The sequence below is a fragment of the Hanstruepera ponticola genome (assembly GCF_002940745.1).
In the GTDB taxonomy this organism is placed as follows: Bacteria; Bacteroidota; Bacteroidia; order Flavobacteriales; family Flavobacteriaceae; genus Hanstruepera; species Hanstruepera ponticola.
Map to the genome: position 1 here is coordinate 980,460 of NZ_POTB01000001.1, position 16,018 is coordinate 996,477.

Sequence of the window (16,018 nt, forward strand, 5' to 3'; positions counted from 1 at the left end):
TAACTACTCCTCTAATCTGATATCTAAACCTAAACCTTTCAATTCGTGCATAAGTACATTGAATGATTCTGGTAATCCAGGTTCTGGCATTGGTTCACCCTTAACAATACTTTCGTATGTTTTAGCACGACCAATTACATCATCAGATTTAACTGTCAATATTTCTCTTAATGTTGCAGACGCTCCATAAGCTTCAAGAGCCCAAACCTCCATTTCACCAAAACGCTGACCACCAAATTGTGCTTTACCACCTAATGGCTGTTGCGTAATTAATGAGTAAGGTCCAATAGAACGTGCGTGCATCTTATCGTCAACCATATGACCTAATTTCAGCATGTAGATGACACCTACTGTTGCTGGTTGGTCAAAGCGGTCACCAGTACCACCATCATAAAGATAGGTGTGTCCAAATCTTGGGATTCCAGCTTCATCTGTAAATTCGTTAATTTGATCCAAGGTAGCACCATCAAAAATTGGCGTTGCATAAGTACGATCTAATTTTTGACCTGCCCAACCAAGAACAGTTTCATAAATCTGACCAATATTCATACGTGACGGTACACCAAGTGGATTTAATACAATATCAACAGGTGTTCCATCTTCAAGGAAAGGCATATCTTCTTGACGAACAATACGAGCAACAATACCTTTGTTACCGTGACGACCTGCCATTTTATCACCAACTTTAAGTTTACGCTTTTTAGCAATATAAACTTTAGCTAATTTGATAATTCCTGCTGGCAACTCATCACCTACAGAGATTGTAAACTTCTCTCGGCGTAAAGAACCTTGTAAGTCGTTTTCTTTAATCTTGTAATTGTGAATTAAATCGGCAACAAGCTTATTAGTTGCATCATCAGTTGTCCATTGACCACTAGTTAAGTGAACATAATCATCAACAGCATTTAACATTTTAAGTGTGTATTTTTTACCTTTTGGTAAAACTTCTTCGCCTAAATCATTAAATACACCTTGAGCTGTTTTTCCACCTACAATAGCAAATAGTTTTTCAACTAAAATACTTTGTAAGTCGTCAAACTTCTTGTTATATAATGCTTCTAATTGTGCAATATCCTCTTTATCTTGAGCACGTTTACGCTTATCTTTTACTGCACGAGCAAATAATTTTTTATCAATTACAACACCATTTAATGATGGGGATGCTTTTAATGATGCATCTTTAACATCACCCGCTTTATCACCAAAAATAGCACGTAACAATTTCTCTTCAGGAGTAGGATCTGATTCACCTTTAGGTGTAATCTTACCAATAAGAATATCACCAGGCTTAACTTCTGCACCTACGCGAATCATACCATGTTCATCTAAATCTTTTGTAGCCTCTTCAGATACGTTTGGAATATCATTAGTCAACTCTTCGTTACCTAACTTTGTATCACGTACTTCTAAAGAATACTCATCAATATGAATTGATGTAAATATATCTTCGCGAACAACTTTTTCAGAAATTACAATAGCATCCTCAAAGTTATACCCTTTCCAAGGCATAAAGGCTACTTTCATATTTCTACCTAAAGCTAATTCACCATTTTGTGTAGCATAACCTTCACAAAGCACTTGCCCTTTAGTTACTTTATCACCTTTCTTAACAATTGGCTTTAAGTTAATGGATGTACCCTGATTTGTTTTTCTAAACTTAACTAAAGGATAGGATTTTGTATCGCTATCAAAGCTAACTTTAGCTTCATCTTCAGTTCTATCGTATTTGATTACAATTTCGTTAGCATCAACATATTCTACAACACCACTACCTTCTGCATTTATTAAAACACGAGAATCAGATGCTACTTGTCTTTCTAATCCAGTACCAACAATAGGTGCTTGCGGACGTAATAACGGTACAGCCTGACGCATCATGTTAGATCCCATTAATGCACGGTTTGCATCATCATGCTCCAAAAATGGAATTAAGGATGCAGAAATAGAAGCAATTTGGTTTGGCGCAACATCAGTATAGTGTACTTGACTTGGTTCAATTACTGGAAAGTCACCTTCCATTCTTGCAATTACCTTATCATGAACAATTTTACCTTTTTCATCAACTTCAACCGTAGCTTGAGCAATTAATTGCTCTTCTTCTTCTTCAGCACTTAAGTAAATTGGATCGCCTTTAATATCAACAACACCATTTTCAACTTTTCTATAAGGCGTTTCAATGAATCCCATTGAGTTTACTTTAGCGTAAACTGATAATGAAGAAATTAAACCAATGTTTGGTCCTTCAGGTGTTTCAATAGGACACAAACGACCATAATGTGTATAGTGAACGTCACGAACCTCGAAACCTGCTCTTTCTCTTGAAAGACCGCCTGGTCCTAAAGCTGATAAACGACGTTTGTGAGTAATCTCAGCTAATGGATTGGTTTGATCCATAAATTGAGATAACTGGTTTGTACCAAAGAATGAATTAATTACAGACGATAAGGTCTTAGCATTAATCAAATCGATTGGTGTAAATACTTCGTTGTCACGAACATTCATACGCTCACGAATAGTACGAGCCATACGTGCTAAACCAACACCAAATTGTTGAGATAATTGCTCACCAACTGTACGAACACGACGATTAGATAAGTGATCAATATCATCAATCTCTGCTTTAGAGTTGATAAGTTCGATTAAGTATTTTATAATAGTTATGATATCTTCTTTAGTAAGCACTTGCTTATCCATTCCAATATCAAGACCTAATTTTTTGTTCATTCTATAACGACCTACTTCACCTAAAGAGTAACGTTGGTCTGAAAAGAATAATTTGTCAATAATACCACGAGCAGTTTCCTCATCTGGCGGCTCGGCATTACGTAATTGACGGTATATGTGTTCAACAGCCTCTTTTTCAGAGTTTGTTGGATCTTTTTGTAATGTGTTGTGAATAATTGCGTAGTCACCTTGTTGTGCACTTTCTTTGTGTAAAAGAATAGTTTTTACACTAGTTTCAAGGATTTCTTCAATATTATCTTTATCTAGAACTGTATCACGATCTAAAACAATTTCGTTACGTTCAATAGATACTACTTCACCAGTATCTTCATCAACAAAATCCTCATGCCATGTGTTAAGTACACGTGCAGCAAGTTTACGTCCTAATACTTTTTTCAATCCAGCTTTAGATACTTTTATTTCTTCAGCTAAATCAAATATTTCTAAAATATCTTTATCGCGCTCAAAACCAATGGCTCTGAATAAGGTAGTTACAGGTAACTTTTTCTTACGATCAATATAGGCATACATAACACTATTAATGTCTGTAGCGAATTCAATCCAAGATCCTTTAAAAGGAATTACTCTAGCGGAATATAGTTTTGTTCCATTAGCGTGAAATGATTGACCAAAGAAAACACCAGGTGAACGGTGTAATTGTGATACAACAACACGTTCAGCACCATTTATTACAAAGGTACCACTAGGCGTCATGTAAGGAATTGTACCTAAATACACATCTTGAACAATGGTCTCGAAATCCTCATGTTCAGGGTCTGTACAGTACAATTTCAACCTAGCCTTTAGCGGAACGCTATATGTAAGTCCACGCTCTATACATTCTTCAATGGTATAACGTGGTGGGTCAATAAAGTAATCTAAAAATTCTAAAACAAATTGATTACGTGTGTCTGTTATTGGGAAGTTTTCCATGAAGGTGTTGTATAACCCTTCATCTCCTCGTTCTTCAGATTTAGTTTCTAGCTGGAAAAAATCCTGGAAGGATTTAATCTGAATATCCATAAAATCTGGATATTCTGTTCTATTGACTATAGATGAGAAATTTAATCTTTCAGCTTGTTTTGCTAACATCAATGGACGGAATTTTGATTAAAAAAAATGTGACTGCGTAGTATGTCACGGTTATATACGCAAAATGGTCTAGGCCCAAAAGCGATTAACTTCAGGCCTAAACCGTTATGTGTTTGAGGTGTTAAGCTTACTTAAGCTCAACCTCTGCTCCTGCTTCTTCTAAAGAAGTTTTTAAGCCTTCAGCTTCATCTTTAGAAACACCTTCTTTAATTGCGCTAGGTGCACTATCAACTAATTCTTTAGCTTCTTTTAATCCTAAACCAGTTAATTCCTTAACTAATTTTACAACTGCTAATTTAGAACCACCAGCGGCTTTAAGGATAACATCGAATTCTGATTTTTCTTCAGCAGCTTCACCACCACCAGCACCAGGGCCAGCAGCAACAGCAACTGCAGCAGCAGCAGGTTCGATACCATACTCATCTTTTAAAATAGTAGCTAACTCATTAACTTCTTTTACTGATAAGTTAACTAATTGTTCTGCGAAATCTTTTAAATCTGCCATTTTTCTATCGTTTTAATAAATTTTTAATTTTAATATATTTGTGTAAAAAGTGCGTACTTTTTTGGATTATCCTTCTTTTTCGGATAATGTTTTAATAATACCTGCAAGCTTACCACCACTAGATTGAAGTGCTGAAATAACACTTTTAGCTGGTGATTGTAATAAGCCAATAATATCGCCAATAACTTCTTCTTTAGATTTGATATCAACTAAAGCGTCCAATTGTTCGTCACCAATGTAAATAGCTTCCTCAATAAAAGCACCTTTTAAAAGAGGCTTATCTGATTTTTTACGGAAGTTTTTAATTACTTTGGCTGGCGCATTACCAGTTTCAGCATACATGACTGAAGTATTTCCTTTTAATGTTGAAGGAAGGTCTCCAAAATCTTTATCTGATGCTTCCATTGCTTTTTCAAGCAAGGTATTTTTAACAACTGCTAATTTAATGTTAGCCTTAAAACAAGCACGACGTAAATCTGAAGTCGTACCAGCATTTAATCCTGAAATATCTGCTAAATAGATATTTGAACTATTGGCCAATTGTGCAGTTAAGTCTTCAATTACTTGTGATTTTTCTTCTCTTGTCATAATAAAAGTTTTAAACTACTTAACCAATTTTTGGATCAACGGCTAAACTTGGACTCATAGTACTAGACATATAAATGCTCTTTACATAAGTTCCTTTAGCTGCAGTTGGCTTAAGTTTCATTAATGTTTGTAATAATTCATTTGCGTTACCCGCAATTTTATCAGCGCTAAAAGATGCTTTACCTATTGAAGCGTGTACAATACCTGTTTTATCAACTTTAAAGTCAATTTTACCAGCTTTCACATCGCTTACAGCTTTAGCAACATCCATAGTTACTGTACCTGTTTTAGGGTTTGGCATTAAGCCACGAGGACCTAACACACGTCCTAAAGGACCTAATTTACCCATAACACTTGGCATAGTAATAATTACATCAACGTCTGTCCAACCACCTTTAATTTTATCAAGGTATTCGTCTAAACCAACATAATCTGCTCCAGCTTCTTTAGCTTCTGCTTCTTTATCTGGAGTTACTAATGCTAAAACTTTCACGTCCTTACCAGTACCATGAGGAAGTGTTACAACTCCTCTCACCATTTGATTTGCCTTTCGTGGATCTACACCTAAACGTACAGCTAAATCTACAGATGCATCAAATTTTGTATTGGTAATTTCTTTAACTAATGAAGAAGCTTCTTCAACAGAATAAAGTCTCCCTTTTTCTATTTTTGCTAAAGCCTCCTTTTGTTTTCTTGTTAATCTTGCCATTTTAAAAATTTTTTAGATTAATTAGGGGCTTGGCCTCCTTTTACAGTTATACCCATAGATCTTGCAGTACCAGCAACCATTGTCATGGCAGACTCTACTGTAAATGCATTTAAATCTTGCATTTTATCTTCAGCTATGGTTCTAATCTGATCCCAAGAAACTTTAGCTACTTTTTTAATGTGAGGTTCACCTGAACCCTTCTTCACCTTGGCCGCTTCTAATAATTGTACTGCTGCAGGAGGAGTTTTGATTACAAAGTCAAATGATTTGTCTTTATAAACAGAAATCACAACAGGTAAAACTTTACCTGGTTTATCTTGGGTTCTCGCATTAAACTGCTTACAGAACTCCATGATGTTAACTCCAGCGGCACCTAAAGCGGGTCCAACCGGTGGCGACGGATTCGCTGCACCTCCCCTAACTTGTAGTTTAACTACTTTACTTAATTCTTTTGCCATTTTTAATAATTTAGTTTCATACAATACTTATGATTGGAAGCGTAAGATTGTATTTTTATCTTGTAACAATTATTATACTTTTTCAACTTGCATATAACTTAACTCTAATGGTGTTTTTCTTCCAAAAATCTTTACCATTACTTCAAGTTTACGCTTTTCTTCATTTATCTTTTCAATAGTACCATCAAAACCATTAAAAGGACCATCAATAACTTTAACAGTTTCCCCTTTTGTAAATGGTATAGCCACATTAGAATCTGCCTCTAATGATAACTCATCTACTTTACCTAACATTCTGTTTACTTCAGACTGTCTTAATGGCACCGGGTCTCCTCCTTTTGTTTCTCCTAAAAAACCTATAACATTAGTTACCGATTTTATAATGTGAGGGATTTCTCCAGTTAAATTTGCTTTTATCATGATGTAGCCAGGAAAATAAACCTTCTCTTTATTTATTTTCTTACCATTTCTAATTTGAATAACCTTTTCAGTTGGCACTAAAACCTCATCAACATAATCTCCAAATCCTAAACGGGCAATTTCGTTTTCAATGTAAGTTTTGATCTTGTTTTCTTGACCACTTACAGCTCTAACTACATACCATTTTTTTTCGTTTCCTTCAGACATACAATTTTATTTTAACCGTTAATCCATTTAAAGTAAAATCCTATGGCTTTGCTGAACACTGTATCTACTCCCCAAATTGCTAACGAGAATATAATTGAAAACACTGCTACAAGCACTGTTAAACTTTGTGCTTCTGCCCAAGTTGGCCAAGACACATTATTTTTTAACTCTCCGAACGATTCTTTTATATAGTTTACAATTCCAGCCATTATATGTTTTATTTACAATTTTAGAGCATCAAACTATTGATTACTCACTGTTTTGTTTTACTTCCACGAGTTGAGAGACTTCCCTTGGGTCAGGCTACTCGCCTCGTTTACTCTATTAGCACGGGTTGAGAGGCTCGAACTCCCGACACCTGGTTTTGGAGACCAGTGCTCTACCAACTGAGCTAAACCCGTAAATACAAGTCAAGGTATTCCGAAAAACGGAATACCTTAACTTACTATTTATTGAATTTTATTAGTCTAAAATTTCAGTTACCTGACCAGCACCAACTGTTCTACCACCTTCACGGATAGCGAAACGTAAACCTACGTTCATTGCAATTGGTTGGATTAACTCAACAGTAATAGTTAAGTTGTCACCTGGCATTACCATTTCAACTCCATCAGGAAGCGCAATGTTTCCAGTTACGTCAGTTGTACGAACGTAGAACTGTGGACGGTAGTTATTATGGAATGGTGTGTGACGACCACCTTCTTCTTTTTTCAAGATATAAACCTCTGCTTTAAATTTAGCGTGAGGTGTTACAGAACCTGGTTTAGTGATTACCATACCTCTAGAGATTTGAGTTTTCTCAATACCTCTTAATAAGATACCTGCGTTATCTCCAGCTTCACCTCTATCAAGAATTTGACGGAACATTTCAATACCAGTAATAGTAGAAGTTAACTTCTCTGCACCCATACCGATAATTTCAACTGGGTCACCTGTATTAGCAACACCAGTTTCTATACGACCTGTAGCAACAGTTCCACGACCAGTAATTGAGAATACATCTTCTATTGGCATTAAGAAAGGCTTATCCATATCACGAACTGGCTCTTCAATCCAAGTATCACAAGCTTCCATTAATTCTAATACTGTATCAACCCACTTTTGCTCACCATTAAGTGCACCTAAAGCAGAACCAGATACTACTGGTCCATTATCTCCATCGTACTCATAGAAGTTTAATAAATCTCTAACTTCCATGTCTACTAATTCTAATAATTCCTCATCATCAACCATATCCACCTTGTTTAAGAAAACAACGATTCTTGGAATACCTACCTGACGACCTAATAAGATGTGCTCACGAGTTTGTGGCATAGGACCATCTGTTGCAGCAACAACTAAAATAGCGCCATCCATTTGAGCAGCACCAGTTACCATGTTCTTTACGTAATCCGCGTGACCTGGACAGTCAACGTGAGCATAGTGACGATTTGCTGTTTGATATTCTACGTGAGATGTATTAATTGTAATACCTCTTTCCTTCTCTTCTGGAGCGTTATCAATTTGATCGAATGATCTTGCTTCTGAAAAACCTGCATCAGCTAATACTTTAGTAATAGCAGCAGTTAAAGTTGTTTTACCGTGATCTACGTGTCCAATAGTACCAATATTTAAGTGTGGTTTTGAACGATCGAAAGTTGCCTTTGCCATGTTTAATTTATTTAATCTTATTTATATTAGTGTTCAATTTAATTCTATCTTGAAAAAGAGCCAATGACGAGATTTGAACTCGTGACCTCTTCCTTACCAAGGAAACGCTCTACCCCTGAGCTACACCGGCGTAAAGGTTTTTAACTTGTTCTTCAAACAAGACCTGCCGTGGCAGGATTTTTTTGAGCGGGAGACCGGGTTCGAACCGGCGACATTCAGCTTGGAAGGCTGACGCTCTACCAACTGAGCTACTCCCGCGATTTCATATTTTTAGGATTACCTCGTTTTACTTAGTGATCCGTGAAGGTGACCCTTCACTAAAAATTCTTATTGCAGTCTTACAAAATCAAGCTTTTGACAACTACTATAACAATTTTTGTGGGGAGAGCAGGATTCGAACCTGCGAAGTTAAAAAACAACAGATTTACAGTCTGTCCTCGTTGGCCGCTTGAGTATCTCCCCAATAAAATTTAATCCAGTCTTTTAAAGAACTTTGAGCCGATGGAGGGACTTCCTTCGACTACGCTCAGGATAAACTTCTCGCCCCATTTGAATTCCGTATTATTAATCCAGAATACAACCCTGTGCTTTTGTTTTAAAGAGCCGATGGAGGGACTCGAACCCACGACCTGCTGATTACAAATCAGCTGCTCTAGCCAGCTGAGCTACATCGGCTTTTCACTTACTTTTTTAACTAAAAAAAAGCCCGCTATTTCTAACGGACTGCAAATGTAAATATTTATTTTCTTATTCAAAACATTTTTCGAAAAATTTTATCATAAATATGCTCGTAATTTTTCTTTACGCTTTTTTAATTGTCTTTCTAACGATGCCACAGCACTATCAGTTCCTTCTTCAAATGTTTTACATTGCTTCTTTACAACAAAACTATCGCCTGGAACACTTAACCTTGCTTCAAAAATCTTATTGGCTTTATCACTGGTATTCTCAACTTTTAAAAAAACATCTGATTGGATGACCTTATCATAAAACAAATCTAACTTATCCATTCTTCGCTGAATAAAGTCTATCAACTTTTTGTCTGCATTAAAATTGACTGATTGCGTGTTTACTTTCATACTCTACTAATTTTTATTAAACAATAGATTTACTCTTTCATTTGTCACTTCGAGGATGCGATTTTAAGTAAACTTTTTTAAGTTCTGATATACTATTATGGGTGTAAACTTGGGTCGCAGCCAAACTTGAATGACCTAGCAGCTCTTTAACTGCATTTAAATCGGCACCTTGATTGAGTAAATGAGTCGCAAATGAATGTCTTAAAATATGAGGACTCTTTTTTACTTTTGAAGATGCTAAACTAAAATACTCATTTATTATTCGGTAAACAAGCGTTTCATAAATTTTAACGCCTTTTTTTGTTAAAAATAAATGTTCAGAATCTTTTATAATCTCCAACTCATCTCTCTTATTTAAATAAGATTTTAGAGTTTCAATCACAGATTGAAGTAACGGAATAAATCGTTCTTTATTGCGCTTCCCTAAAACTTTTAATATTTTTTTAGAAAAATCAATATCAGCAATTTTTAACTGTACTAATTCTATGCGCCTTATTCCTGTAGAGTAAAACAACTCAATTATTATCTTATCGCGTATTCCCTCAAAACTATCATCAAAGTGCCAATTATCTAAAACTGCAGTAACTTCTTTTTCAGAAAAGGGAATCTGTACCTTTTTACTTGTTTTTAAGGCTTTATGCTTGGCTAGGGGATTTAAACTAACATCACCTACTTTCAATAAAAATTTATAATATGAATTGAGCGATGATATTTTTCTGTTAATAGTTCTATTGCTAATGCCTTTTTCAACAAGTGTCACTATCCAACTCCTTATTTGGGAATAGCTTATTGACAATATGTTATCAGATTGATATTCTTCCTTAATAAAACTTGAGAATTCAACTAAATCTCTTTCATAAGCTTTAAGAGTGAGCTTTGAATAGTTTTTTTCTAACAGCAAATAATCTAAAAAAGATTGTATTGGCATTTATAAAAGTTACTTTGTGGTTTTCATAAAATTACAACCTTTTGATGAGTTTTGGTTTTATTTCAAAAAAAAATCCTGTTATTTCTAAATAACAGGATTGATTATAGATACTTTAACAATTAAATATCTTCGTGGTCTCTTAAACGCTGAATATACTGCGCTTTTTGGATTTGAGCTCTACGAGCTACAGAAGGTTTTGTAAACTGCTTACGCGTTTGTAAAGCACGTTTTGTTCCCGTTCTATCAAACTTACGCTTGTAACGCTTTAATGCTCTATCTATATTTTCTCCGTCTTTAATTGGTATAATTAACATAGTCCTTAACCTCCTCTCTTTTAGAATTTTCAGGCTGCAAAAATAATAACAAATTTAAATTTTGCAATTAAAAAAATAAAAAAATTATTCTTTGAATAAGGAATATCTTTTGGTTAGGTCCTGAATGAGTTTTTCTTCTTCTTCACTCTCCAATAATGTGTTGTAATTTTCCCAGAAAGCTTTATCATAAGGTTTAGGCGAAAACATATCGGAATCCCAAGGTTCAGATAAAGCTTCATCAACAGTTTGTTGATCAGTAATGATTTCAGTAAATAATATTTCTTGAACTGTGTAATAAAAACGTTCGTCCTTGTTTACTGCTGATTCATCAATTTCTGTTCTTGGATCATCTTCAGCAACACCAACATTTACCAATTTTGGTGTTTCGTAATAAATATAATTTAAATACATTTTATCTTGATACTCTTTGTATGAAATCACCAATTTATGATTCAAATAGGTGTCAAAAAGTGTCTTACTACGACTTCGTTGCGCTTGAGAAGCTGCATGTAATTCATATTCAATTTTTTTAATAGCGTATGTATCCCAATAAATATAAATCCATCCTTTTGGTTGGAAGCCATCATTAAAAACGCCCTTGGTTTCTAGGTTTACATGTTCAAAACTTTCAGAGATTTCTATTTTATAAATCTTCCTGTCGTTTTCTACCAAAACGGTATCCAATTTAAATTGATGTTTGCTTAAAATATCCTCAATATCAAATAAGGCCTTTGGATTAGATGAATTTCTTACCATGTTCAACTTTCCTCCAAACAAGGTTTCCAAACCATTTATACGATTATCATTCCACTTGATTGCTTTTATAAGCGATGCCGTTTCTATAGTGTCTCGAATTAAATTTCTAGATCTTAGCTTAACGTTCTTGGCCTTATTTTTTAGATAAGATGTATAAGTCAGTAAACTATCTACATCTCTCAAATCATAACTCTTACGGACTTGATCTACATTTATTCTCATCTTCTCACCTGGAATGGTATCATAACCAGGATCATAAAATGTAATCGCACTTTCAATAAGCCACTTAAATTCTTTTTTATTACGTTCTTTATGTCGTAAAAACCCTTTTTGCAAATAGGAAGAATCAGGTAGGTTTACAGGTATCTCCTCTAAAGCACGCAGCATGATATCATTTCCCGTTTTGGGCCGAGTTTCAGCAACAAGTAACACCTCATCCAACGATGCAACATCTGGATCTAAATACACATCGAAAGAACTATCAAATTCACCAACGGGAATTTTATAACTTTTAAAACCAATAGATGAAATAACTAATGTATCCTTTAGATGCTTATTAGGTACAACCAACACAAATTTACCATCAGTATTGGTTATGGTCCCTATGGTGGTATTTTGAATATAAACACTGGCGCTTTCTAATGGCTGAAATGTTTCGCCATCAAGAACGGTATTCATTAATTCGGTTTGAGAAAAAACACCTAACGTATAAATTGTTAGGGTTATACTAAATAAGCATTTAGTCAATTTCATTTTTGTTATTTTTTAGGTAGCAGGCTTATAATCTTTACCATCTAAAGTCATTTTCGCAATAATCTCACGTAGTATTTCGGAAGTTCCTCCACCTATAGGGCCTAAACGACTATCACGTAAAAGCCTAGCCATAGGATACTCTTCCATATAACCATAACCTCCCAAAAATTGAAGACATTGGTAAATAACCTCATCAGCCATCTTGGTGGATTGCAATTTAGAAATCGTAGCTTCTTTCACTACATATTCTCCTTTGTCCATTCTATGGGTTACAGAATAATTAAACTCCTTACAGATTTCCATGTAACTGTAAGCGTCTGCAAAGGCATGCCGCAAAGCTTGGAAGTTGTTTATGGTTTTACCAAAAGCCTGACGCTCACTCATATATTGTTTAGCATAATCCAAAGCATATTCTGCTCTTGCATGTGCATTGACACCCATAATTAAACGCTCAAATGCAAAATGCTGCATAATGTAAGGGAATCCTTTATTCTCCTCTCCCATTAAATTTTCTGCAGGAATGGTCACATTATCAAAAGCAATTTCAGCTGTATCGCTTGCTCGCCATCCCAACTTATCTAATTTTGTTGATGTTATACCAGGTGTATCACGATCAATAATAAACATGCTGATTCCTTTGTTTCCTAACTCCGGATTAGTTTTAGCAGCTACCACTAAATAGTCACTGTAAACACCATTGGTTATAAATGTTTTTGAGCCATTAATTACGTAGTTATCACCTTGCTTAACTGCTGTACTTCGCATTCCAGCAACATCACTACCACCAAAAGGCTCTGTAACACAAAGACAACCTATCATATCTCCGGAAACACTTGCCGTTAAATATTTTTGTTTAATAGCGTCACTTCCTTCAGCATTCAGATGTGTCATTGCTAAATAAGCATGAGCCCACATATTGGCCGCAAAACCACCCGAATTTATTTTTTGCAATTCTTCAAGGAAGATAACTGTATAAAATAAGTCTAAATTTAAACCACCATAGACTTCTGGATAATTCACCCCAAAAAATCCCATCTCACCAAACTTCTTCCAAATAAAGCGTTCTACGTTTCCATCTTTCTCCCATTTTTCAATATGTGGAACCACTTCCTTTTGCAAGAAATCTTTTAAACTCTGCCTAAACATGTTATGTTCTTCAGTGAAATACATGCTATTCATACCTTCTATTTTTTAGCAATTAATTGAGAGTCAAATATAACTTAATTATCTCAATTTTGTGAACTGGGAAGTCTTTAACTTTTGTTAATTCGTCTAACGATTTAAAGCCATCTCGAAGTGTGCGTTCTTCAATTATGTTATAAGCTATTTCGTAATCTATATACTTTATAGTAACCAATTGATCCTTTGAAGCCGTATTCAAATTAATTTTTTGAATGGTTCTTGGTGTTTTTACTGTAAACTTTCTGGTGATATTCTCAATAACATCTGGTTTCAGCCCATATACTTCAGATAATTCTACGTCAGAAGCAAAACCACCTTCCTGTTGGTTTCTGTATTTTACAATATTTGCAGACAACTTTTCACCTATACCGTAAACACTTTGTAATTGACTTGCAGTAGCTTTGTTTAAGTCAATTTTTTCTTCGTTAGTCTTTGGACTATTATTAAAATCTGTTTTTTGATAGGTTTTAGGTTTAGGGTTTATCACCCATTCAGGAAATTTAAAATAAGGTGATAAGGATTTAAGCAATGAATCTGACACTTGAGTGACTTGCTGAAACTCGGCAGCTGAATTCACCCATTTGTCACGTGCTCTAAATTCTAATAATCTATCAATTTCTTCATTACTCATTCCAAGGGTGTAGCCTTTATAATCTGTAATGAAATTAGGGTTAAAAGGATATATTTTGGGTTTAGAGGATGCTAACTTTACTTGCTTTAAGGAATCAACTTCTCTTTGAAATGCTATTAATTCGGAATTGTTTTCAAGAGGTTTATCTTTCGAAAAATCAATAAAATAAAATGCACATTGCACAATAAGAATTAAGAAAAGCAATAAAAAAATCCCATTTCGTTGTTTTTTAGTAAACGTAAAATGGGATTTTATATGTTTCATTTTAAAGGTATTTTCTACATGTGCTTTGTAATATCTTCATGACCTTCTTCTAGTGCTTCTTTTTTAATAGCTATGGCATCTAAATAACGCTTCATTTCTTCACGCACTTTCGGGAATAGCAATAATAGTCCAATCATATTTGGAAATACGAGCGCTAATATCATAGCATCAGAGAATTTAATCACAGCATCTAATGTTGCTGCCGCACCAATAACTACAAATAATAGGAATAATATTTTATAAACCATATCTGCAGTTTTTCCTCTTCCAAATAAATACTTCCACGATTGTAGACCGTAATAAGACCATGAAATCATTGTTGAGAATGCAAATAATACAATCGCTATTGTTAATACATAAGAGAATCCTGGTATCACAGAATCGAAAGCTATAGATGTTAAATCAACACCGCCTATTTGTTCTCCAGTTGCATTAATCATGACATTACTACCTTCTACGGCTCCATAAGTAAATACACTTTGCATATTAGCTCCATCAATATTAAAAAAGATAATTACCAATGCAGTCATTGTACAAATTACGACTGTATCAATAAATGGCTCTAAAAGCGCTACAACACCTTCAGAAGCTGGGTATTTTGTACGCACAGCTGAATGAGCAATAGCTGCAGAACCTGCACCTGCCTCATTGGAAAATGCTGCACGTTGAAAACCTACAATAAGTACTCCCATAAAGCCACCAAGACCAGCCATTGGCGTGAAAGCTCCTTCAATTATCAAACCAAATGCATCATCAATATATTGATAGTTTGCAAAAATAATTACTAATGATGCCAAGATGTATATACCAGCCATAAAAGGCACTACTTTTTCAGTAATTTTAGCAATACGTTTAATACCACCAATAATTACAATTCCAACAAGTACCGCCATAATAACACCAATAATTGTTCCTGATGCTCCACCTTCTAGACCCATTAGAGATGAAATTTGCACAGTCGCCTGATTAGATTGAAAAGCATTTCCTCCACCAAACGATGCACCAACACATAAAATAGCAAACAACACCGCAAGAACTTTACCTATTCCAGCTTTTCCAGTCGCTTTAAGCCCTTTAGATAAATAATACATTGGACCTCCATAAATTGTTCCATCATCACCAACATCTCTATACTTAACACCTAGTGTACATTCTACAAATTTAGTAGACATCCCAAGAAGACCACAGATTATCATCCAAAACGTAGCTCCAGGACCACCCATAGCAATTGCGACAGCAACACCTGCAATGTTACCCAAACCAACAGTTCCAGAAACCGCAGTTGCTAAAGCCTGAAAATGCGATACTTCACCATGAGCACTTTCATCACGAATAGTATCCAGAATATCCTCTTCTGCTAACGCCTCATCATTATCGTATAATTTATCAACACCATGTTTTTCAATATCAACATACTTTCCTCTAACTGTATTAATAGCAGTTGGGAACTTTGTAATACTTGGCACTTTAAAATATAATGTAAAAAATGTTGCTCCAATTACCAATAGAATTACAACTATAGGCACATCAAGTCCCGCAATAGGAACAGAAGTTAAAATAAAACCTTCCCACCAAGTTGCAATTGGCATGAAAGCATCATTTACTTTTTCATCAATTCCTTTGTCTTGAGCAAACCCAATTATTGGCAGCAATACTGCTAGTAAAGAAAATAAGTATTTTCTCATAATAATATATTTCGTTAGTTTAGTTTAAGTAATAAAGTCAGCAAGATGCTAAAAAAAAATGAGTTTTTAAAAC

Annotated in this window: 15 protein-coding genes and 5 tRNA genes; all 20 read right to left on the reverse strand. The window is 34.8% G+C overall.

What is annotated here, in order from left to right:
* Positions 1-3 precede the first annotated feature (3 nt).
* Positions 4-3,816 (reverse strand): DNA-directed RNA polymerase subunit beta, encoded by a 3,813-nt coding sequence (rpoB, locus tag C1S72_RS04370; RefSeq protein WP_104734433.1) that lies wholly within the window; start codon positions 3,814-3,816, stop codon positions 4-6.
* A 127-nt stretch (positions 3,817-3,943) separates the two neighbouring features.
* Complete coding sequence (gene rplL / locus C1S72_RS04375) at positions 3,944-4,321, reverse strand: 50S ribosomal protein L7/L12 (RefSeq protein WP_104734434.1); 378 nt, start codon at positions 4,319-4,321, stop codon at positions 3,944-3,946.
* Positions 4,322-4,387: 66 nt separating this feature from the next.
* Positions 4,388-4,909 carry a 50S ribosomal protein L10 gene (rplJ, locus tag C1S72_RS04380; RefSeq protein ID WP_104734435.1) on the reverse strand — a complete coding sequence of 174 codons (522 nt, stop codon included), beginning with the start codon at positions 4,907-4,909 and terminating at the stop codon, positions 4,388-4,390.
* 19 nt (positions 4,910-4,928) lie between these two features.
* The gene (rplA, locus tag C1S72_RS04385) at positions 4,929-5,618 is read right to left on the reverse strand and encodes a 50S ribosomal protein L1 (RefSeq protein WP_104734436.1); all 690 of its coding nucleotides are present in this window, start codon (positions 5,616-5,618) and stop codon (positions 4,929-4,931) included.
* A gap of 17 nt (positions 5,619-5,635) precedes the next feature.
* A complete protein-coding gene (gene rplK, locus C1S72_RS04390) occupies positions 5,636-6,076 on the reverse strand; it encodes a 50S ribosomal protein L11 (RefSeq protein ID WP_103051391.1) in 441 nt (146 codons plus the stop codon).
* Positions 6,077-6,148: 72 nt separating this feature from the next.
* Complete coding sequence (gene nusG, locus C1S72_RS04395; protein WP_104734437.1) at positions 6,149-6,703, reverse strand: transcription termination/antitermination protein NusG; 555 nt, start codon at positions 6,701-6,703, stop codon at positions 6,149-6,151.
* An 11-nt stretch (positions 6,704-6,714) separates the two neighbouring features.
* On the reverse strand, positions 6,715-6,912 hold the full coding sequence (gene secE, locus C1S72_RS04400) for a preprotein translocase subunit SecE (RefSeq protein WP_104734438.1): 198 nt from the start codon (positions 6,910-6,912) through the stop codon (positions 6,715-6,717).
* 119 nt (positions 6,913-7,031) lie between these two features.
* Positions 7,032-7,104: transfer RNA gene (locus C1S72_RS04405), tRNA-Trp, on the reverse strand.
* 61 nt (positions 7,105-7,165) lie between these two features.
* On the reverse strand, positions 7,166-8,353 hold the full coding sequence (gene tuf / locus C1S72_RS04410; RefSeq protein WP_104734439.1) for an elongation factor Tu: 1,188 nt from the start codon (positions 8,351-8,353) through the stop codon (positions 7,166-7,168).
* Between the two features lie 58 nt (positions 8,354-8,411).
* A tRNA-Thr gene (locus C1S72_RS04415) sits at positions 8,412-8,483 on the reverse strand.
* Positions 8,484-8,538: 55 nt separating this feature from the next.
* A tRNA-Gly gene (locus C1S72_RS04420) sits at positions 8,539-8,611 on the reverse strand.
* Positions 8,612-8,732: 121 nt separating this feature from the next.
* Positions 8,733-8,815 (reverse strand) — tRNA-Tyr (locus C1S72_RS04425).
* A 139-nt stretch (positions 8,816-8,954) separates the two neighbouring features.
* Positions 8,955-9,028 (reverse strand) — tRNA-Thr (locus C1S72_RS04430).
* Positions 9,029-9,129: 101 nt separating this feature from the next.
* Complete coding sequence (gene hpf, locus C1S72_RS04435) at positions 9,130-9,432, reverse strand: ribosome hibernation-promoting factor, HPF/YfiA family (RefSeq protein WP_104734440.1); 303 nt, start codon at positions 9,430-9,432, stop codon at positions 9,130-9,132.
* Between the two features lie 37 nt (positions 9,433-9,469).
* The gene (locus tag C1S72_RS04440) at positions 9,470-10,360 is read right to left on the reverse strand and encodes a tyrosine-type recombinase/integrase (protein WP_104734441.1); all 891 of its coding nucleotides are present in this window, start codon (positions 10,358-10,360) and stop codon (positions 9,470-9,472) included.
* Between the two features lie 119 nt (positions 10,361-10,479).
* Complete coding sequence (gene rpsU / locus C1S72_RS04445) at positions 10,480-10,674, reverse strand: 30S ribosomal protein S21 (RefSeq protein WP_104734442.1); 195 nt, start codon at positions 10,672-10,674, stop codon at positions 10,480-10,482.
* Positions 10,675-10,758: 84 nt separating this feature from the next.
* Complete coding sequence (locus C1S72_RS04450) at positions 10,759-12,183, reverse strand: carboxypeptidase-like regulatory domain-containing protein (protein WP_104734443.1); 1,425 nt, start codon at positions 12,181-12,183, stop codon at positions 10,759-10,761.
* Between the two features lie 12 nt (positions 12,184-12,195).
* A complete protein-coding gene (locus C1S72_RS04455; RefSeq protein ID WP_104734444.1) occupies positions 12,196-13,362 on the reverse strand; it encodes an acyl-CoA dehydrogenase family protein in 1,167 nt (388 codons plus the stop codon).
* A 19-nt stretch (positions 13,363-13,381) separates the two neighbouring features.
* Positions 13,382-14,260: a ComEA family DNA-binding protein gene (locus C1S72_RS04460; protein WP_104734445.1), complete on the reverse strand. Its 879-nt coding sequence runs from the start codon at positions 14,258-14,260 to the stop codon at positions 13,382-13,384.
* 14 nt (positions 14,261-14,274) lie between these two features.
* Complete coding sequence (locus tag C1S72_RS04465; RefSeq protein ID WP_104734446.1) at positions 14,275-15,945, reverse strand: alanine/glycine:cation symporter family protein; 1,671 nt, start codon at positions 15,943-15,945, stop codon at positions 14,275-14,277.
* Between the last annotated feature and the right edge of the window lie 73 nt (positions 15,946-16,018).